The sequence below is a fragment of the Pseudomonas sp. BAY1663 genome, from assembly GCF_000582595.1.
In the GTDB taxonomy this organism is placed as follows: Bacteria; Pseudomonadota; Gammaproteobacteria; order Pseudomonadales; family Pseudomonadaceae; genus Stutzerimonas; species Stutzerimonas stutzeri_AF.
In genome coordinates this window covers 74,246-93,893 of sequence record NZ_AZSV01000006.1, presented here as the reverse complement: position 1 = coordinate 93,893, position 19,648 = coordinate 74,246, and the positions used below count along the sequence as shown (strand labels likewise).

The following is a 19,648-nucleotide window of genomic DNA, read 5'->3' as shown; positions in this document are numbered from 1 at the left end:
AGCGGTTGCGCTCGGGCGCGACCGCAGCCACCAGGCAACCCTGTGCGCGCGCCGCTCGGACGCGGCGCTGCGCCAGGTCGTGCCGTCGTTTTCAAGCACTGAAAAGAGCCGCAGCAGCGGCCACAGGGAATCGAATGCCGGGCCAGGAAGGCCTGCTTGCCCACACCGAACAACAATGCGAAGCCGGCGGCCGTGGTGCAGCGAAGCCGCACCCGTCGTCGCGCGAACAGGGGGAGTAGAGGATGTACGGAAAGATCGGAGTGCTGGTGCTGGCGGCCTGTGCCGCCCTGCAGGTGCAGGCCAGGGTGGACGATGCACAGGCGGTGCGCCTGGGGCAGGACCTAACCCCGCTGGGTGCGGAGCGCGCCGGCAATGCCGCCGGAACCATTCCCGCCTGGAGCGGAGGCGTCGCGCCACCGGCCGATTACCAGCCAGGCATGCACCACCCGGACCCGTTCGCCGCCGACCCGCTGCTCTATCGCGTCGACCAGGGCAACCTCGGCGAATACGCCAGCCTGCTGCCCGAGGGGCTCAAGGCGCTGCTGGAGCGCTATCCCGAGTTCCACCTGCGGGTCTTCCCGAGCCGGCGCAGCGCCGCGGCCCCGCAGCGTATCTATGACGCCACGCGCTTCAACGCCGTCAGCGCCGAGCTGATCGCCAACGGCAACGGCATCCAGGGCGCCGCGGCCGGTATTCCGTTCCCGCTGCCGCAGGACGGCATGGAGGTGATCTGGAACCACATCCTGCACTACAAGGGCGACCAGAGCCACATCGTCAACAGCCAGGCGGTGGTGATCGGCGGCAAGCGACCTACATCAAGCGCGATCGCCACGTCTATTACGTCTACAACCGCGAGGGCATGGCCCAGGCGGATCTCGACAATACCCTGCTGTACTACAAGTACCGCGTGACCGCGCCGGCCAAGCTGGCCGGCACCGCGCTGGTGGTCCAGGACCCGCTGGACCAGGTCCTCACCACCCGCAAGGCCTGGCGCTACAGCCCCGGCGAGCGCCGCGTGCGCCGCCTGCCGTCGCTGGCCTACGATTCGCAGCAGCCGGACACCAGTGGCCTGGCCACCGCCGACGTGGTCGATTCGTTCAACGGCGCGCCCGATCGCTACGAATGGATGCTGCTGGGCAAGCGCGAGATGCTGGTGCCCTACAACAGCTACGCGGTGCACCAGCAGGGCATCGCCTACGACAGCATCGTGCAGGCCCGCACGCTCAACCCGCAGCTGCTGCGCTATGAGCTGCATCGGGTGTGGGTGGTCGAGGCGAAGCTGCGCACCGGCTTCAGCCATGTCTACGACAAGCGTCGTTTCTATATCGACGAGGACAGCTGGCAGATCCTCGCCGTGGATCTGTACGACGCCAGCGGCGAGCTGATCGGCCTGCAGGAAAGCCACCCGATCAGCTATTACGAGGTGCCGATGTTCAACAGCACCCTGGAGACGCTGTACCACCTCAAGGACGGCAACTACTTCGTCGATGGGCTGGACAACAACGAGCCGATGTACGACTTCGAGGTCAAGCTCAGCCCGCGGGACTTCTCGCCCCAGGCGTTGCGGCGTGGTGCCAACTGAGCCGGCCGGAAACTCAAAAGCATCGCCCCGAGGTCGGGCCTCCCACAAAAAACCGTCAGTGCACATGACGTCCCTGTGGGCGGCGCGACCTCGCGGCGATGCAGGCCGTAGGCCTGCCAGAAGCTCAAGGGCATCGCCCTGGGGTGAACACCGAACCCTTTCGCTGCGCCGGGTAGGCGCCCCTAGTTCCGATCGGCAATCACCCCGATGATGAACAGCACCAGCAGCAACACCGGCGCCAGGGTGTAGTTGTTGAAGTGGGCCAGCCCCTTGGCCAGCCAGGGGCTCAGGTAGATGATGCCGAGGCCGTAGACCACGGCGCAGAACAGCACGAACAGCAGCGTGCGCAGGATGAAGTTCAGCCCACCGATGTTCTTCTGCACCCAGGCGTTGAGCGCCGGGCCGAACAGCACGAAGAGAGTGGCCATGATCGCCAGGGAGATATCGGACAGGTGGCTGCGGCTCCAGCGCGACAGGGTGGCGATCAGGTCGAGTAGCAAATCCATGCAGGGTCCTATGGCAGAAAGAGTTGCAGCAGGTCGTTGAGAAATAGCTGGCCCTTGGGCGTGGCGACCAGGCGCTGTGGATCGGGAAGCAGCAATCCGCGCGCTTCGGCCTCGCGGCGGGCCGTGGCCAGCACGCTCAGCGGCAGGCCGGTGCGCTGAGTGAACAACAGCGCGGGCACGCCGTCGGTGAGGCGCAGCACATTCATCAGGAATTCGAAGGGCAGCTCATCCGGCTGCAGCTGCTTGTCGCCGGCGCGGAAGGCCTTGGCCGGGTCGAGGTAGTCCTTCGGCAGGCGGGTCTTCCAGCTGCGCAGGATGCGTCCGTCGGTCTGGCTGAGCTTGGCATGGGCGCCGGCGCCGATGCCGAGGAAGTCGCCGAAGGTCCAGTAGTTCAGGTTGTGCCGCGCCTGCCGCCCGGGCTGGGCATAGGCCGAGGTCTCGTACTGGCGATAGCCTTGCTCGGCCAGCAGCGCCTGGCCGGCTTCCTGGATGTCCCAGAGGATGTCGTCTTCCGGCAGTTGCGGCGGCTGGCTCCAGAACACCGTGTTCGGCTCTAGGGTCAGCTGGTACCAGGACAGGTGCGCCGGCTGCTGGGCGATGGCGGTGCGCAGGTCGCCCAGCGCATCCTCCAGGCTCTGGTTCGGCAGGCCGTGCATGAGGTCGAGGTTGAAGTTGTCGAAGCCGGCGGCGCGGGCCATGTCGGCGGCACGGATGGCCTCGTCGCCATCATGGATGCGCCCCAGCGCCGCGAGCTTGTCGGCCTGGAAGCTCTGCACGCCGATCGACAGCCGGTTGATGCCGAGGCTGCGGTAGTCGCGAAACTTGGCCTGTTCGAAGGTGCCCGGATTGGCCTCCAGGGTGATCTCGATGTCATCGGCGAAGCCGATGCGGCGCTCGATCCCCTCGAGAATGTGCCCCAGCGCGCGCGCCGAGAACAGGCTCGGCGTACCGCCGCCGAAGAAGATCGAGCTGAGCCGACGACCCTGCACCTGCGCGCGATCGCCTTCCAGGTCGGCCAGCAGCGCATCGACATAGGCCTCTTCAGGCAGCGTCGGGCCGGCGGCATGGGAGTTGAAGTCGCAGTACGGGCATTTGCGCACGCACCAGGGGATATGGACATAAGCCGCCAGAGGCGGCAGCTGGAAGCTGGAAGCTGGAAGCTGGAAGTGGGTGATGCGCTTTTCGCTTCCGGCTTCCAGCTTCCGGCTTCCGGCTCTGCTCATGCGATTCCCAGCCGCTGCTTGAGCAGGGCCATGGCGCGGGCGCGGTGGCTGAGCCGGTTCTTTTCGATGGCCGGCAGCTCGGCGCTGGAGCAGTCGCGTTCCGGTACCCAGAACAGCGGGTCGTAGCCGAAGCCGTGCTCGCCACGCGGGGCATGCAGGATGCGCCCGTGCCAGAGGCCTTCGCAGAGGATCGGCAACGGGTCCTCGGCATGCCGCACCAGCGCCAGGGCGCAGACGAACTGCGCGTCGCGTTCGGCGTCCGGCACGTTGGCCAGCACGTCCAGCAGCTTGGCATTGTTCGCCGCGTCGCCCTGGCCATCGGCGTAGCGCGCCGAATAGATGCCCGGCGCGCCGCCAAGGGCGTCGACCGCCAGTCCCGAGTCGTCGGCCAGCGCCGGCAACCCGGAAATCCGCGCCGCATGGCGCGCCTTGAGGATGGCATTCTCGACGAAGGACAGCCCGGTTTCTTCCGGCTCGACGTCGCTGAACTCGGCCACCGAGCGCACGCGTACCGCGTCGCCGAGCATGGCCTGCAGTTCCTTGAGTTTGCCGGCGTTGTGGCTGGCCAGCACCAGTTCGTGGAAAGGCATCATTGATCGGGGAAGAATTCCTGGTTGAAGTCGAAGCTGAACGGCTCGGCGCCGGTCGGCTGCACGGTCAGGCTGAAGCGCAGGGTTTCCTGCGAATCGAAGGGGAACTGGGCCAGGTAGTAGATCGCCTCATCGCCTTCCTTGAGCTGCTTGAAGTTCAACGGGCGATCCTGGCCGAGCAGGTTCTTCACCTGGCCACTGACCTGGGCCGCGACCGGCTTGCCACCCTTGAGCACCGAGATGTTGACCACGCCCTGGGTCTTGCTGCGCACCAGCCCCGCGGCGGCGGCGACGTCGGGCTGCAGGAAGCCGGAGTTGAAGGCGATGTAGTGGATGTCGTACTCGCCGACGCTGTGTTTGCGTTCCGCGAGCGCCGGTAGCGTGAGCAGGGCGGCCAGCAGACAGATCAGGGCACGTTTCATGGTGGTTACCTCCAGCGTTGAAGCCGCTCAGCGGGAAGGTCCCGTGACGCGGTAGATGCCGATTTCCCCAAGCAGGTTCGGCCACAGGCGGCTGGCCCAGCCATGCTTGTGTTCACGGTCGACGGCCAGGCGCTCGAGCACCTTGGCGCCGCGTTCCAGACACAACCGCTCGAAATCCTCGAAAGTGCAGAAGTGAATGTTCGGTGTGTTGTACCAAGTGTAGGGGAGGAACTCGGAAACCGGCATGCGACCCTTGCTCGCAAGGTACCAGCGACAGCGCCAGTGGCCGAAGTTGGGGAAGGTGATGATGCACTCGCGGCCGACCCGCAGCATTTCCTTGAGCAGCTTGTCGGGGTAGTGCACGGCCTGCAGCGCCTGGGTCATCACCACCATGTCGAAGCTGTCGCTGGCGAAGTTGCCCAGGCCCAGGTCGAGGTTCTGTTCGATGACGTTGACGCCTTTTTCGATGCAGGCGGTGATGTTGTCGGCGTCGATTTCCAGCCCGTAGCCGCTGACCTGCTTGTGGTCGCGCAGCCAGGCCAGCAGCTCGCCGTTGCCGCAGCCGAGGTCGAGTACTCGGCTGCCGGCCGGAATCCAGTCTTGGATGATGTCCAGGTCGGCGCGCATGTTCGTTCCTTATACGGCGATGCGGTTCATGTAACCGCGGAAGGCTTGCAGGTAGCGGGGGTTCGGGATCAGGAAGGCGTCGTGGCCCTGGGGCGCCTCGATCTCCAGGTAGCAGACGTTCTTGCGCGCGGCGAGCAGGGCATCGACGATTTCCCGCGAGCGCTCCGGCGAGAAGCGCCAGTCGGTGGTGAAGGACATCACGCAGAAATTCGCCTGGGCGACCTCGAAGGTTCGGGCCAGGTCGTCGTCGTGGGCCGCGGCCGGGTCGAAGTAGTCCAGTGCCTTGGTCATCAGCAGGTAGGTATTGGCGTCGAAGCGTCCGGAGAACTCCTCGCCCTGGTAGCGCAGGTAGCTCTCGACCTGGAACTCGACGCTGTTGAAGTCGTAGTTGAGCTTCTCGCTCTTCAGCCCGCGGCCGAACTTGGTGCCCATGGCGTCGTCGGACAGGTAGGTGATGTGGCCGACCATGCGCGCCAGCATCAGCCCGCGCTTGGGGATCACGCCCATTTCCTGGAAGTGACCGCCATGGAACTCGGGGTCGGAGAGGATCGCCTGGCGCGCGACTTCGTTGAAGGCGATGTTCTGCGCCGACAGCTTGGGCGCCGAGGCGATGGCCAGGCAGTGGCGCACCCGTTCGGGGTAGCTGATGGTCCATTGCAGGGCCTGCATGCCGCCCAGGCTGCCGCCGACCACGGCAGCCCATTGCTCGATGCCGAGGCGCTCGGCCAGGCGCGCCTGGCTGTGCACCCAGTCTTCCACCGTGACTACGGGAAAGTCCGCACCATAGGGCTTGCCGCTTGCCGGGTTGGTGCTGCCCGGGCCGGTGGAGCCGTTGCAGCCGCCGAGGTTGTTCAGGCTGACGACGAAGAAGCGCTCGGTGTCGATGGGCTTGCCGGGGCCGATGCACGAATCCCACCAGCCGGGCTTGCGATCGTCCAGGCTGTGGTAGCCGGCCGCGTGATGATGGCCGGAAAGGGCGTGGCAGATCAGCACGGCGTTGCTGCGCGCGGCGTTCAGCTCACCGTAGGTTTCATAGATCAGCTGGTAATCGGCCAGCGTGCGGCCACAGGCGAGTGACAGTGGTTCGGCAAAATGCGCGACCTGCGGACTCACCAGGCCAACGGAATCGGCGGGAATTGCAGTGGGCATCGACCCTGGGCTCTTGCTTGAAGAAGGCGGCAAAGTCTAAAGGTATGCGCGGCGCAATTCATCCTGAATCGCAGCGGCGCCAGGGTTCGTTGCCATTTCCTTCGCGCGCGCGACGAAACGGCAACGGGCTTTACCGGATCTGCGCATTGCTCAGGCTGACCACCTTGCCCTGGCGGCGGATCGGCGCCGGCCGGCGCAGCGCGCGGAGCATTTCCCCGGCCTGTGCCAGCTGCTGCTCCAGTTCGCCGCTGTAGCGGGTCAGCAATTGCCCGCGCTGGCTGTTCTGCTGGTTTTCCTGGGCCAGGGCCTTGAGCTGCAGGATGTGGGTCTCCAGTTGCTGCTTGTGCTCCAGGGAGAACTGCAGCAGTGGCGTCAGGGCATCGCCGGACCATTGTTCGGCCTCCTGGCGCAGGCGCTGGTGCAGGCCGATGACTTCCTGCACCAGGGTGGCGAAGAAGCGCCGGGTCAGCGTGCGCTGCTCGGTGAGCAGGGTCTTGAGCTGCAGGCGGAACTGATCGGCCTTGCCCTGCAGGCTCTTGAGCTCGCGCTGGTAGGGGACCAGCAGGAACTGCGGCGGGTCGATGCCGTGCAGCGGGTTCTCCTCGTTGTGCCGGCGGTAGATGGCCGCGACCATCTTGTTGGCGCGCTCGGCCTCCTGTTCGAGGATGCCCAGGTCCTGCTCCATGGAGCGGAAGAAATGCAGGATGGCGAGATTGATGCCGAGCGTGGTCAGGCTGCCGGTGAGGCTGCGGCGCAGGCGCGCCAGGTGTTCCTCCAGCCGCTCGGCGCGAATCGCCGCACGCAGCAGTTCGCCCTGGCGCTGCAGCAAACGCTGGTTGGTTCTCAGGTCGAGCAGGCGCTTGTGGTGGCGGTTGTGATCGTGCCGCGTGCGGGCGGTGAGCTCGAGCAGCATCTGGCCGCTGCCCTGCTGGTGGCTGGCCAGCAGGTCGCGTTGTTCGATGACCTTTTCCAGGCGCAGCTTGAGTACCTGCTGGCTGTTCTGCACCAGCGCCAGCACCTGGTGCACCACCTGGTCTTCCAGCTGGTGTTCCTTCTGCGCCAGGATGCGCTGGGCGAGCAGTTTTTCCAGGTGTTCCAGCCGGCTGCGCTCGAGCAGCGCCTGATCGCCGCGAATCTTCGCCATCAATGCCTGCTTGGCCGACAGCGGCAGCACGTCGGCGCTGTCGATGCCCAGCTGCTGGGCGGTGCCGGCCTGGATTTCGGCAATGGCGGCGTGCACGAAATCCTCGCCGGCCAGATCGTCCCAGAGCACGTCGATCTTGTTCAGCACGGCGAACAGGCTGCTCTGGGTGTCTTCGTCGAGCTGGCGGATGTGCTGCTGCCAGATCTGCATGTCGCTGGCGGTGACGCCGGTGTCGGCGGACAGCAGGAAGATGATGGCCTGGGCATTGGGCAGCATCGACAGGGTCAGCTCCGGCTCGCTGCCCAGGGCGTTGAGGCCGGGCGTGTCGAGAATGCGCAGGCCCTGGCGCAGCAGCGGGTGGTCGAAGTTGACCACGGCATGTCGCCAGGCCGGCACCAGCACCGCATTCGCGCTGCCGGCGCTCTCCAGCGCGCTCGGATCGAAGCCGAGCTGGATGGCCTGCTCCACCGGCATGGCCTTGGTCAGTGCGACCTGGGTGAAGGCTTCGACCATGCTGTCGGGATCTTGCGGGTCCAGCGGCAGGTTCAGCCAGTGGCGCGGGGTGCGCTTGAGCTGGGCGATGCTGGTGTCTTCCAGGCGTGATTCGATGGGCAGCAGGCGGATGTAGGAGCGCTCCGCGCGCGGATCGAACAGCAGTTCGGTGGGGCACATGGTGGTACGCCCGGCGCGCGACGGCAGGATGCGCTGGCCGTAGGCGGAAAAGAACAGGCTGTTGATCAGTTCGGTCTTGCCGCGCGAATACTCGCCGACGAAGGCCAGGGTGATGTGGTCGGTGCGCAGTACCCGCAGGGCCCGTTCCAGGCGGGCTGCGACGGCTTCGCTGTCGAGCCGGTTGTGCGCCAGCCAGCTGCGGTAGCGGGTGATTTCGCGGATCAGGTCGCGCTTCCAGGCGACGTAGGCGTCCACCTGTCGATCGAGTCGTTCCATGCTCATGCTGCCCCTGGGGGAAGTGGTCGGCGAATTATCGGATTCGCCTTTGCGAGGTCAATCGAGCCGGGGCCGGGAACCGCCGAAAGGGCCGGCAAGGCGCCTGGGCGGTCGTGGCTCGCTCGAAGTCCAGTTGTCCTCGTTCACCTCCTCGCGCATCAGGCGCGAGGCAGGATGGAAACAGCCGAGAAGGGCCGAGTCTACGTGCTATCGGGCGGCAATCCGAGCGGGTGTCTGGTCCCGCCTCGCCGCATGCGCGCAAAGCATGAACGGCGTCTCAGATCAGCATGCGCAGGATGTTCGGCATGTGCGTCATGGTGGCCAGGTTGTTCACTACCAGCATGTCCAGGAGCTTGATCGCGAGGAAGGCGAAGATCGGCGAGATATCCAGCCCGCCGAGGTTCGGCAGCAGGCGGCGGAAGGGCATCAGCAGCGGTTCGCAGAGCTGGTTGACCAGTTGCGCACCGGGGTTGTGGCTGCCCGGTGCGACCCAGGAGAGGATCACGCTGATGATCAGCGCCCAGAAGAAGATATTGAGGAACAGCCCGGTGATGCCGATCAGGCCCCAGATCAGCAGCAGCACCGGATTGCCGGTGGTGCCGTAGGCCACCAGCAGGAGCAGTGCCATCAGTACCATCTGCACGATCAGCGCCAGCAGCAGCGAGGACAGGTCCAGCGTGCCCATGCTCGGGATGACGCGGCGCATCGGTCGCAGCAGCGGGTGGGTGGCCTTGACGATGAACTGGCTGAGCGGGTTGTAGAAGTCGGCGCGTACCAGCTGCAGGATGAAGCGCAGCAGCACGATCAACAGGTAGAGGCTGCCCAGGGTCTGGATGACGAGAATCAGGGCTTGCGAGAGTTGGGACATGAATGCTCCTTATTGGCCCAGTTGTTCGGCGAGTTCGGCCGAGCGTCGCGCGGCGGCGTTCAATGCCTGCTGTACCAGCCCTTCGAAGCCGCCGGCCTGGAAGGCTTTGATCGCCGCTTCGGTGGTTCCGTTCGGCGAGGTGACGCGACGTCGCAGTTCGGCGGCGTCGGCGTCGCTCTCGCAGGCCATGCGCGCCGCGCCGAGGGCGGTCTGCAGGGTCAGTTGCGCAGCGGTCTCCCTGGGCAGGCCGAGCTGCTCGCCAGCGGTGGTCATGGCCTCGATGAGCAGGAAGAAGTAGGCCGGCCCGCTGCCGGAGACGGCGGTCACCGCATCGATCAGGCGCTCTTCCTCGAGCCACAGCGCCAGCCCGACGGCGGCCAGCAGCCGCTCGGCCTGCTGGCGCTGGGCAGCGCTGACCCGGGCGTGGCGACAGGCCGCTGACGCCTGGCGCAGCAGCGCCGGGGTGTTCGGCATGCAGCGCACGATCGCCTGCGGCTGCGGGCCGAGCCAGCCCTGCAGGCTGTCGCAGCTGATGCCGGCGGCGATGGAGACGATCAGCGGCGCATGCCCGAGGTGTTGGGCCAGGTCGCGGCAGACCGCCTGCATCACCTGCGGCTTGACCGCCAGCACCACCACGTCGGCGCCGGCCAGCGCCTGGGCATTCTCGGCGAAGGTCTGGATGCCGTGCTCGGCGGCGATCTTCGCGCGCTGCTCGGCGCCGGGGTCGCTGGCGCGGATGGCGTCGGCGGCGACGCCCTGGGCGCGCAGGCCGCCGATCAGGCTGGCGGCCATGTTGCCGGCGCCGATGAAGGGCGATGCGGGGAGTGCTCATGGAGGATTCCTTCAGTGGGGGCGACCGTAGTCACGGGCGCCGAACAGGGCGGTGCCGATGCGGACCCAGGTCGCGCCCTCGGCGATGGCGGCCTCCAGGTCCTGGCTCATGCCCATGGACAGGGTGTCGAGGCCGAGGCCGAGTGCGTCGCGCAAGGCCCGCAGGCGGGCGAAGGCGGCGTGTTGCTCGGCGGGGTCGTCGCTGGGTGCCGGGATGCACATCAGCCCGCGCAAATGCAGGCGCGGCAGGTCGGCGACGGCCTGTGCCAGCGGTTGCAGGTCTTCCGGCGCGCAGCCGGACTTGCTCGCCTCGCCACTGACGTTCACCTGCAGGCAGACGTTCAGTGGCGGCAGCCCGCGGGGCGCTGATCGGACAGGCGCTGGGCGATCTTCAGCCGGTCCACCGAATGCACCCAGGCGAAATGCTCGGCGATAGGCTTGGTCTTGTTCGACTGGATGGGGCCGATGAAATGCCAGGTCAGCGCCAGGTCGGCCAGCGCGGCCTGCTTGTCCAGCGCTTCCTGCAGGTAGTTCTCGCCGAAATCGCGCAGGCCGGCGGCGAACGCCTCGCGGATGGCGGCGGCCGGCTGGGTCTTGCTCACGGCGAGCAGGCCGACGTCGGCGGGATCGCGCGCCACAGCTTGCGCCGCCTCACGGATGCGCGCTGCGACCTTTGCAATATTCTTCTCTATCGTGGACATTACTTGCGCCCGCCGCCTCAGGGTCTGCGCGGCATTCTACCTGCTTGCTTGTAATTGGGGAGTCCCATGGATATCACAGAACTGCTGGCCTTCAGCGCCAAGCAGGGTGCGTCGGACCTGCACCTTTCCTCCGGCCTGCCGCCGATGATTCGCGTCGACGGCGACGTGCGGCGGATCAATCTGCCGGCCATGGACCACAAGCAGGTGCATGCGCTGATCTACGACATCATGAACGACAAGCAGCGCAAGGATTACGAGGAATTCCTCGAGACCGACTTCTCCTTCGAGGTGCCGGGCGTCGCGCGTTTCCGGGTCAACGCCTTCAACCAGAACCGTGGCGCCGGCGCGGTGTTCCGGACCATTCCATCCAAGGTGCTGACCATGGAGGACCTCGGCATGGGCGAGGTCTTCCGCAAGATCACCGACGTGCCGCGCGGGCTGGTGCTGGTCACCGGGCCGACCGGCTCGGGCAAGTCGACCACCCTGGCGGCGATGCTCGACTACCTGAACAACACCAAGTACCACCATATCCTCACCATCGAGGACCCGATCGAATTCGTCCACGAGTCGAAGAAGTGCTTGGTCAACCAGCGCGAGGTGCACCGCGACACCCTGGGCTTCTCCGAGGCGCTGCGCTCGGCCCTGCGCGAGGACCCGGACATCATCCTGGTGGGCGAGATGCGCGACCTGGAAACCATCCGCCTGGCGCTGACCGCCGCGGAAACCGGGCACCTGGTGTTCGGCACCCTGCACACCACCTCCGCCGCCAAGACCATCGACCGGGTGGTCGACGTGTTCCCGGCCGAGGAGAAATCCATGGTCCGCTCGATGCTCTCCGAGTCGCTGCAGGCGGTGATCTCGCAGACCCTGCTGAAGAAGACCGGCGGCGGGCGGGTGGCGGCCCACGAGATCATGATCGGCACCCCGGCGATCCGTAACCTGATCCGCGAGGACAAGGTGGCGCAGATGTATTCCTCGATCCAGACCGGCGGCTCGCTGGGCATGCAGACCCTCGACATGTGCCTCAAGGGGCTGCTGGCCAAGGGCCTGATCAGCCGCGACAGTGCGCGGGAAAAGGCCAAGCAGCCCGAGAATTTCTAACACGCCTGACAACCCCGGACGCCGCTCGGCGCGGCGCTTGCCACGACTGCGAGTACGACGATGGAATTCGAGAAACTTCTGCGCCTGATGGTGGAAAAGGGCGGCTCCGATCTGTTCATCACGGCCGGGGTGCCGCCGTCGATGAAGGTCAACGGCAAGATCATGCCGGTGAGCAAGACCGCGATGTCGCCGGAGATGACCCGCGAGACCGTGCACGGCGTGATGAACGAGCAGCAGCGCCGCGAGTTCGCCGAGAACCACGAGTGCAACTTCGCCATCAGCGCGCGCGGCATCGGCCGCTTCCGCGTCAGCGCCTTCTACCAGCGCAATCTGGCCGGCATGGTGCTGCGGCGTATCGAGACCAACATCCCGACCATCGAGGAACTCAAGCTGCCGGACATCCTCAAGAAGCTGTCGATGACCAAGCGCGGTCTGGTGCTGTTCGTCGGCGCCACCGGCACCGGCAAGTCGACCTCGCTGGCGTCGATGATCGGCTACCGCAACAAGAACTCCAGCGGGCACATCATCTCCATCGAGGACCCGATCGAGTTCATCCACCAGCACCAGAACTGCATCGTCACCCAGCGCGAGGTGGGCATCGACACCAGCTCCTTCGAGGTGGCGCTGAAGAACACCCTGCGCCAGGCGCCGGACGTGATCCTCATCGGCGAGATCCGCACCCGCGAAACCATGGACTACGCCGTGGCGTTCGCCGAGACCGGCCACCTGTGCCTGGCCACCCTGCACGCCAACAACGCCAACCAGGCGCTGGACCGCATCATCAACTTCTTCCCGGCCGACCGGCAGAACCAGGTGTGGATGGACCTGTCGCTCAACCTCAAGGCCATCGTCGCCCAGCAGTTGGTGCCGACGCCCGACGGCAAGGGCCGCCGCGCGGTGATCGAGGTGCTGATCAACACGCCGCTGGCGGCCGACCTGATCCGCAAGGGCGAGGTGCACGAACTCAAGTCGCTGATGAAGCGCTCCACCGAGCAGGGCATGCAGACCTTCGACCAGGCGCTGTACAACCTCTACGTGCAGGGCGAGATCACCTACGAGGACGCGCTGCTGCACGCCGACTCGGCCAACGACCTGCGCCTGCTGATCAAGCTGGGTTCGGAAACCGACGGCGAGCACCTGACCAGCGTGTCGCAGGGCCTGAGCCTGGAAGTCAGCGACGAGGACCCGGGGCGTAGCTTCCGCTAGGGACTGTTGATAGCGTTGTAGGAGCGGCCATGCCCGCGAAAAAAGCAGCCGTACCGATGTGCGGGCTCTGTTCGCAGGCATGGCCTGCTCCTACAAGGGCGGGCCAGATGCTGCAAGCTCGTATCGGTGCTGGCGGTCGACGCTTCAGATACGCGACAGAGGACTTAGTGCGACACGTCAATAGCTTCTAGGGGCCGATGTTTCACGGCAAAAATGCGCTAACGTCACCCCATTCATACCGTCGTGGAGGCACGCATGCAGCAGGACACCCATAGCAAAGTCATCGGCTACCTTCTGTGGATCTTCGGTTTCCTCGGCTCGCACCGCTTCTATTACGGCAAGCCGGTGACCGGCACCATCTGGTTCTTCACCCTCGGCCTGTTCTTCATCGGCTGGATCATCGACCTGTTCCTGATCCCGTCGATGGATCGCGAGGCCGACCTGCGCTTCACCGCCGGGCGCATCGACTACAACGTCGCCTGGATCCTGCTGACCTTCCTCGGCGTGTTCGGCGTGCACCGCATGTACCAGGGCAAGTGGATCACCGGGATCATCTACCTGTTTACCGGCGGGCTGTTCTTCCTCGGCGTGCTCTATGACTTCTGGACATTGAACGACCAGGTATCGGTGCGCAATGCACAAGATCGATAAGGACGCGGGCGATAAAGCGTTGGCGGCTGGCTGAAGCGGGGCAGGAGCGGGCGGGGCGCCAAGTCCATGCTCGCGAGCCTGCCGCGGTTCGCGAGCATGGCTCGCTCCTACAGGATGATCCTCTTCAGCCCTCGTAACTGATCCGCCCGTCGACGAGGGTGTAGCGCACCGCGCCGGGCAGGCAGTGGCCCATGAACGGGCAGTTGCGGCCCTTGGAGAACCAGCGTTCGCCGGCCAGGGTCGAGCCCTGCGGATCGAACAGCACCAGGTCCGCCGGCAGGCCGGGCTGCAGCTGGCCGGTGGGCAGCTGCAGTGCCGCGGCCGGGCCGCTGGAGAGGCGCGCCAGCAGTGTCGGCAGGTCGAGCAGACCGTCCTGGACCAGCGTCAGTGCCAGCGGCAGGAGGATTTCCGCGCTGCTGATACCCGGTTCGGTCTCGCCGAACGGCGCCAGCTTGGCATCGGCCTCGTGGGGCTGGTGATGGCTGGAAATGGCCGAGATCACTCCGCTTTTCACTGCTTCGCGCAGGCCCTCGCGGTCGGCGGCGCTGCGCAGTGGCGGCTGCACGTGATAGAGGCTGGAGAAGCCATGCAGCGCCTCGTCGGTGAGAATCAGCTGGTACATCGCCACGTCGGCGCTGACCGGCAGGCCGCGGGCCTGGGCCTGGGCGATCATTTCGGCGCCGCGCGCGCTGCTCAGCTGGCTGAAATGCGCGCGTACGCCGGACTGTTCGACCAGCAGCAGGTTGCGCGCCAGCGCCACGGTTTCCGCGGTTTCGGGAATGCCGGCCAGGCCGAGGAAGCTGGCGGCCGGGCCTTCGTGGGCGAGCCCGCCTTCGGCCAGGCCGCTGTCCTGCGAGTGGAAGATCACGGTGAGATCGAAGCTGGCCGCATATTCCAGCGCGCGGCGCAGGTTGCGGTTGCTGGCGAAGTCGGCCAGGCCGTTGCCGAAGGCGACGCAGCCGGCCTCGCGCAGTGCGACCAGTTCGGAAAGCTGCTCGCCGGCCAGGTTGCGGGTCAGCGCGCCGATCGGGAAGACCTTGGCGTGGCCGGACTCGCGCGCGCGATCGAGGATCAGCTCGGTGACGGCCGCGGTGTCCAGCACCGGGCGCGTCTGTGGCGGGCAGCACAGGCTGGTGATGCCACCGGCCGCGGCGGCCAGGGTTTCGCTGGCGATCGTGCCCTTGCGGCTGTAGCCGGGCTCGCGCAGGGCGACGGCCAGGTCCACCAGCCCGGGGGCGGCGACCAGGCCCTGGGCATCGAGGGTGCGCTGGGCATCGAAGCCGGCCGGTGCCTGGCCGATCGCGGCGATCCGGCCGCCTTCCAGGAAGATGTCGGCGATGGCGTCGCGTCCGCTGGCGGGGTCGATAACGCGGGCGCGAGGATTCGGGTTGCCACCATTATTGCTGCTCCTCGGATACGGATTCGGAATCGATCTGGCGCTGCGCGGCCTGGCCGCTCATCGCCATGGACAGCACCGCCATGCGGATGGCGATGCCGTAGGTGACCTGGTTGAGGATCACCGACTGCGGGCCGTCGGCCACCGCCGATTCGATTTCCACGCCGCGGTTGATCGGCCCGGGATGCATGACGATGGCGTCGGGCTTGGCCAGCGCCAGGCGCTGGGTGGTCAGGCCGTAGAGCTTGTAGAACTCGCCCTCGCTGGGCAGCAGCCCGCCCTGCATGCGCTCGCGCTGCAGGCGCAGCATGATCACCACGTCGACGCCGCGCAGGCCCTCGTCCATGTCGTTGAACACGCGCACGCCGTATTGCTCGAGGCCTTCGGGCAGCAGGGTCTTCGGCCCGATCACGCGGATGTCCGGACAGCCCAGGGTCTTCAGCGCCAGCATGTTCGAGCGCGCCACCCGCGAATGCAGGATGTCGCCGACGATGGCCACCGCGAGATTCTCGAAGCCGCCCTTGTGGCGACGGATGGTGAGCATGTCGAGCATGCCCTGCGTCGGGTGGGCATGGCGGCCGTCGCCGCCGTTGATCACCGCCACGTCGGGGCAGACGTGCTCGGCGATGAAGTGCGCGGCGCCGGAGTCGGCGTGGCGCACCACGAACATGTCCGCCGCCATGGCTTCGAGGTTGCGCAGGGTATCGGTGAGCGTCTCGCCCTTGCTGGTCGAGGAGGTCGAGACGTTCAGCGTGATGACGTCGGCCGACAGGCGCTGCGCCGCCAGTTCGAAGGTGGTGCGGGTGCGCGTGGAGTTCTCGAAGAACACGTTGCAGACGGTCTTGCCACGCAGCAGCGGGACTTTCTTCACCGCGCGCGCGCCGACTTCGAGGAAGGAGTCGGCGGTGTCGAGGATCTCGGTGAGCAGCTCGCGGGGCAGGCCGTCGAGGGAAAGGAAATGGCGCAGCTGGCCGTTGTCGTTCAGCTGTAGCGGGCGCTTGGCGTCGGTGGGCGTCATCGCAGGATCTCGGTGGCGGGAGATGGACGGGTTGATGGGGCTGGGCTGGGGCTAACCGGCGCCCAGCAGCTGCGGTTCGAGCGCCAGCGGGGCGGGGCCGAGCAATTTAATCCGCTGCTCGGGCGCCAGCGACAGCGTGGCACCGACCACGTCGGGGCGGATCGGCAGTTCGCGGGCGTTGAGGTCGAGCAGGCAGACCAGCGTCACGCTGGCCGGGCGGCCGTAGTCGAAGAGCTCGTTGAGCGCGGCGCGGATGGTGCGGCCGGTCATCAGCACGTCGTCGATCAGGATCAGGTGCTGGCCTTCGATCTCGAACGGCAGCTCCGAGGGTTGGACCTGCGGGTGCAGGCCCTTGCGGGTGAAGTCGTCGCGGTAGAAGGACACGTCGAGGATGCCCAGCGCTTCGTTGCCGCCGCGCGCCGCGAGCAGCGCCTGGGCGACCCAGACACCGCCGGTGCGGATGCCGATGAAGCGCGGTTCCTGGATGTCGCGCTCGCTCAGGTGCTGCTGCAGTGCTGCGGCCATCTCTGGCAACAGCTGCTCGGGATTGGGCAGGTTCATGGGGTCTCCTTCAGGTCCGGATCAGGCTGGCGCGTGGTCGCTCAGCCAGCCCTCCAGTAATAAGGCGGCGGCCAGTGCATCGACCGGGCGTTCGCGATAGCCGCCATGCTGGCCCTGGCGCAGACGCGCGCCCTTGGCCTCGAAGGTGGTCAGGCGTTCGTCGTGGGTATGTACCGGCAGGTTGAAACGGCCGTTGAGTCGGCGGGCGAATTTTTCCGCGCGGGCGCTCATCTCGCTCGGGCTGCCATCCATGTTCAGTGGCAGCCCGACCACCAGCGCATCGGGTTGCCATTCGCGCAGCAGCGCTTCGACCTGCTGCCAGTCCGGCACGCCGTTCTGCGCCTTGAGCACGCACAGCTCGCGGGCCTGGCCGGTGACGACCTGGCCGACGGCCACGCCGATCTGCTTGGTGCCGTAGTCGAAGCCGAGCAGCAGACGAGGCCCGCTCATGCGTGGCCGACCTGGGTGCTGAGCAGGCGCAGGTCGATGCCCAGGGATGCGGCGGCGGCATCCAGGCGCTGCTCGTGCGGCAGGTCGAAGAGGATGTCCGGGCGCGCCGGGCAGCTCAGCCAGGTATTGTCGGCCAGTTCGGCTTCGAGCTGGCCGGCTTCCCAGCCGGCGTAGCCGAGTGCGACGAAATAGCGCTCGGGGCCCTGGCCATCGGCGATGGCGAACAGCGCGTCCTGGGAGGTGGACATGCCCAGCGGGCCGAGCGAGAGGGTCGCCTGGAACTGCTGATCGGCCGGGTGCAGGACGAAGCCGCGATCGGTCTGCACCGGGCCGCCGGAGAAGATCGGCAGGCTCTGGCAGGACGCGGGTACCGGCTCGTCCGGGCGCAACTGCTCGAGGATGTCGGCCAGGCTCAGGCCGCTCGGGCGATTGACGACCAGGCCCATGGCGCCTTCCGGCCCGTGTTCGATCAGATAGACCAGGGCCTGGGCAAAGTTCGGATCGGCCATCTGTGGCATGGCGATCAGAAAGTGATGCTTGAGGTAACTGGGCGCGGTGTTTTTCATGCGCGTTAGCTTAAGCGTTGCACTGCTTTCCGGCTACAGCTGCGACGCTTCGTCCGGGGCCCGAATCAGCGGCTCGACAGCCTGTCGCCGCGCTCGAAACGCCAGGTGCGGATGATCTCCACCTGGTCGAACTTCTGCGCCAGCTCGCCGGTGAACGGCGCGAAGGGCGCGGCCAGGCGCACGATGCGCAACGCGGCTTCGTCCAGCACGGCCTGCCCGGAGGATTCGATGACGCGCAGTTCGTGCACCGTGCCGTCGCTCTTGATCGTCACCAGCATGCGCAGGCTACCGTAGATCCGCTGGCGACGGGCTTCGTCCGGGTAGTTGAGATTGCCGATGCGCTCGACCTTCTTGCGCCATTCGTCGCGGTACCAGGCGCTGATGTCGCGCATGGTGGCGGCGCTGTTCTGCCGGCTGACCCGCGGCCGTTTGGCGTAGCGCTCGACCTCCTGCGCCAGTTCCGCCTCCAGGCTGGCGATCTCGGCGCTCAGCTGCGAACTGTCGAACGCCGGGGCCGGCTGCGGCTTGGGTTGCGGTTGCGCCTGCTGCTTGACCTCGGTCTTGTCCGGCTGCGGGCTGCGCGTGGCAACGGCGGTCTTGGCCGGTTCCGGACGCGTACTGCGCGGCGGCGTGGCGGGCGGGGTGACCTTGCGCACCTCGGTGTCCTGGAACGGCGCCTGCTCGGTGGTCTTCGGCGAGGCCTTGTGCTCGAGGGTGCCGCTACCCTGCTGGTTGTCCTGGGCGAGGAAGTCGGCTTCCTTCGGTTTTTCCTCGCTCTTGAAGGTCGAGAGGGTGATCTCCAGCGTCTTGCTGACCTGTTTCGGTTCGGCCAGGGTGAAACCCAGGCCGAGGATCAGCGCCAGGTGCAACGCGGCGGCCAGGAACAGGGTGAAGCCGAGCCTGTCCGCCGGGCGGACTCGGGTGATTTCAGGCGCGGGATGGCGGGTAACTGCGTTCATCGCATACAGGGTCGGCTCGGAGTGCCGCGCAGTCTGCCGGCTTTGAGCGCGAAGCCGCAAGCTTGGCGCTCAAAGCTGTTAGCTGGTTCAAGCTTGCAGCTTGGCGGCGATGGCTTCCATCAGGCGCTCGCCGATGCGGGTGTCGAAGGCATTGTCGATTTCGCGGATGCAGGTCGGACTGGTGATGTTGATTTCGGTGAGGTAGTCGCCGATCACGTCCAGGCCGACGAACAGCAGGCCGCGCTTGCGCAGCTCGGGGCCGACGATGGCGGCGATCTGGCGATCGCGGTCCGACAGCGGCTGCGCGACCCCGCGGCCGCCGGCGGCCAGGTTGCCGCGGGTTTCGCCGGCCGCCGGAATCCGCGCCAGGCAATAGGTACCGGCTCGCCGTCGATCATCAGGATGCGCTTGTCGCCATCCTTGATCGCCGGGATGTAGCGCTGCGCCATGATCTGCCGGCTGCCGTGCTCGGTGAGCACCTCGAGGATGACCGAGAGGTTCGGGTCGCCCTCGCGGTGGCGGAAGATCGAGGCGCCGCCCATTTCGTCCAGGGGTTTGAGAATGATGTCACGCTGCTCGCGGGCGAACTCGCGCAGAATGTCTGACCGCCGGCTGACCAGCGTCGGGGGCGTGCACTGCGGAAATTGCGTGGCGAAGAACTTCTCGTTGCAGTCGCGCAGGCTCTGCGGGCGATTGACCACCAGCGTCCCGGCCTTCTCCGCCAGCTCGAGCAGATAGGTCGCGTAGACGTATTCGCTGTTGAAGGGCGGGTCCTTGCGCATGAGGATCACGTCCAGATCGGCGAGGGCGGCGTCGAACTCCTCGTCCGCCTCGAACCAGTGCTGCGGATCGTTGAACACCCTGAGCGGCCGCATGCGGGCGCGGGCCTGGTCGCCGAACTGATAGAGGTCGCGCTGCTCCATGTAGAACAGCGTCCAGCCGCGGGCCTGGGCGGCCAGCAGCATGGCCAGCGAGCTGTCCTTCTTGAAGGCGATCTGCGCGATAGGGTCCATGATGATCCCGACGCGAACGGTCATGAGTTGTTCTCCGCAAGTGGGGCAGCAGAGGCTGCCAAATGGCTGAAATGTCGCTGCAGATTGGCGGCGGTTGTGCACTGGGTCAAGGAAAATCCCGCTGCTTTTGCGGTTG

At 66.6% G+C, this 19,648-nt stretch carries 17 protein-coding genes and 4 pseudogenes; 4 read left to right on the top strand and 17 right to left on the bottom strand.

Annotation, left to right across the window (positions count from 1 at the left end; all coding sequences use genetic code 11):
• Positions 1–242: 242 nt before the first annotated feature.
• Positions 243–1,582: pseudogene (locus tag BAY1663_RS03550) on the top strand (DUF1329 domain-containing protein).
• Between the two features lie 182 nt (positions 1,583–1,764).
• Here BAY1663_RS03550 and BAY1663_RS03545 read toward each other — a convergent pair.
• From BAY1663_RS03545 to BAY1663_RS03500, 10 genes and pseudogenes are all read right to left on the bottom strand, one after another.
• Positions 1,765–2,088, bottom strand: coding sequence for a DUF3392 domain-containing protein (locus BAY1663_RS03545; RefSeq protein ID WP_037037997.1), 324 nt, complete (start codon positions 2,086–2,088; stop codon positions 1,765–1,767).
• An 8-nt stretch (positions 2,089–2,096) separates the two neighbouring features.
• On the bottom strand, positions 2,097–3,311 hold the full coding sequence (gene hemW, locus BAY1663_RS03540; RefSeq protein ID WP_128576057.1) for a radical SAM family heme chaperone HemW: 1,215 nt from the start codon (positions 3,309–3,311) through the stop codon (positions 2,097–2,099).
• On the bottom strand, positions 3,308–3,904 hold the full coding sequence (gene rdgB, locus BAY1663_RS03535; RefSeq protein ID WP_037037995.1) for an RdgB/HAM1 family non-canonical purine NTP pyrophosphatase: 597 nt from the start codon (positions 3,902–3,904) through the stop codon (positions 3,308–3,310). Before rdgB ends, hemW begins: the two co-directional genes overlap by 4 nt.
• The gene (locus BAY1663_RS03530; protein ID WP_037037992.1) at positions 3,901–4,323 is read right to left on the bottom strand and encodes a DUF4426 domain-containing protein; all 423 of its coding nucleotides are present in this window, start codon (positions 4,321–4,323) and stop codon (positions 3,901–3,903) included. Before BAY1663_RS03530 ends, rdgB begins: the two co-directional genes overlap by 4 nt.
• Positions 4,324–4,350: 27 nt before the next feature.
• On the bottom strand, positions 4,351–4,950 hold the full coding sequence (metW, locus tag BAY1663_RS03525) for a methionine biosynthesis protein MetW (RefSeq protein ID WP_037037991.1): 600 nt from the start codon (positions 4,948–4,950) through the stop codon (positions 4,351–4,353).
• A 9-nt stretch (positions 4,951–4,959) separates the two neighbouring features.
• On the bottom strand, positions 4,960–6,099 hold the full coding sequence (locus tag BAY1663_RS03520; protein ID WP_037037989.1) for a homoserine O-acetyltransferase: 1,140 nt from the start codon (positions 6,097–6,099) through the stop codon (positions 4,960–4,962).
• Between the two features lie 130 nt (positions 6,100–6,229).
• Positions 6,230–8,197, bottom strand: a complete 1,968-nt coding sequence (locus BAY1663_RS03515; protein ID WP_037037986.1) for a dynamin-like GTPase family protein — start codon at positions 8,195–8,197, stop codon at positions 6,230–6,232.
• 271 nt (positions 8,198–8,468) lie between these two features.
• Complete coding sequence (locus tag BAY1663_RS03510; RefSeq protein ID WP_037037984.1) at positions 8,469–9,059, bottom strand: YggT family protein; 591 nt, start codon at positions 9,057–9,059, stop codon at positions 8,469–8,471.
• 9 nt (positions 9,060–9,068) lie between these two features.
• Positions 9,069–9,891, bottom strand: a pseudogene (gene proC / locus BAY1663_RS03505) (pyrroline-5-carboxylate reductase).
• A gap of 11 nt (positions 9,892–9,902) precedes the next feature.
• Positions 9,903–10,591 (bottom strand): annotated as a pseudogene (locus tag BAY1663_RS03500) (YggS family pyridoxal phosphate-dependent enzyme).
• Between the two features lie 66 nt (positions 10,592–10,657).
• Here BAY1663_RS03500 and pilT point away from each other — a divergent pair.
• From pilT to BAY1663_RS03485, 3 genes are all read left to right on the top strand, one after another.
• A complete protein-coding gene (pilT, locus tag BAY1663_RS03495; RefSeq protein ID WP_037037982.1) occupies positions 10,658–11,692 on the top strand; it encodes a type IV pilus twitching motility protein PilT in 1,035 nt (344 codons plus the stop codon).
• A 60-nt stretch (positions 11,693–11,752) separates the two neighbouring features.
• Positions 11,753–12,898, top strand: a complete 1,146-nt coding sequence (locus BAY1663_RS03490) for a PilT/PilU family type 4a pilus ATPase (RefSeq protein WP_037037980.1) — start codon at positions 11,753–11,755, stop codon at positions 12,896–12,898.
• 255 nt (positions 12,899–13,153) lie between these two features.
• A complete protein-coding gene (locus BAY1663_RS03485) occupies positions 13,154–13,549 on the top strand; it encodes a TM2 domain-containing protein (protein WP_037037979.1) in 396 nt (131 codons plus the stop codon).
• A gap of 124 nt (positions 13,550–13,673) precedes the next feature.
• Here BAY1663_RS03485 and BAY1663_RS03480 read toward each other — a convergent pair whose 3' ends face one another.
• From BAY1663_RS03480 to gshB, 7 genes and pseudogenes are all read right to left on the bottom strand, one after another.
• A complete protein-coding gene (locus BAY1663_RS03480; protein WP_051497061.1) occupies positions 13,674–14,978 on the bottom strand; it encodes a dihydroorotase in 1,305 nt (434 codons plus the stop codon).
• A complete protein-coding gene (locus BAY1663_RS03475; RefSeq protein WP_037037975.1) occupies positions 14,947–15,963 on the bottom strand; it encodes an aspartate carbamoyltransferase catalytic subunit in 1,017 nt (338 codons plus the stop codon). Before BAY1663_RS03475 ends, BAY1663_RS03480 begins: the two co-directional genes overlap by 32 nt.
• A gap of 51 nt (positions 15,964–16,014) precedes the next feature.
• Positions 16,015–16,524, bottom strand: coding sequence for a bifunctional pyr operon transcriptional regulator/uracil phosphoribosyltransferase PyrR (gene pyrR, locus BAY1663_RS03470; protein ID WP_037037974.1), 510 nt, complete (start codon positions 16,522–16,524; stop codon positions 16,015–16,017).
• A gap of 21 nt (positions 16,525–16,545) precedes the next feature.
• Positions 16,546–16,974 (bottom strand): Holliday junction resolvase RuvX, encoded by a 429-nt coding sequence (ruvX, locus tag BAY1663_RS03465; RefSeq protein WP_037037973.1) that lies wholly within the window; start codon positions 16,972–16,974, stop codon positions 16,546–16,548.
• Complete coding sequence (locus BAY1663_RS03460; RefSeq protein WP_037037972.1) at positions 16,971–17,540, bottom strand: YqgE/AlgH family protein; 570 nt, start codon at positions 17,538–17,540, stop codon at positions 16,971–16,973. Before BAY1663_RS03460 ends, ruvX begins: the two co-directional genes overlap by 4 nt.
• 65 nt (positions 17,541–17,605) lie before the next feature.
• Positions 17,606–18,499 carry an energy transducer TonB gene (locus BAY1663_RS03455; protein WP_037037971.1) on the bottom strand — a complete coding sequence of 298 codons (894 nt, stop codon included), beginning with the start codon at positions 18,497–18,499 and terminating at the stop codon, positions 17,606–17,608.
• An 87-nt stretch (positions 18,500–18,586) separates the two neighbouring features.
• Positions 18,587–19,536 (bottom strand): annotated as a pseudogene (gene gshB / locus BAY1663_RS03450) (glutathione synthase).
• Positions 19,537–19,648 lie beyond the last annotated feature (112 nt).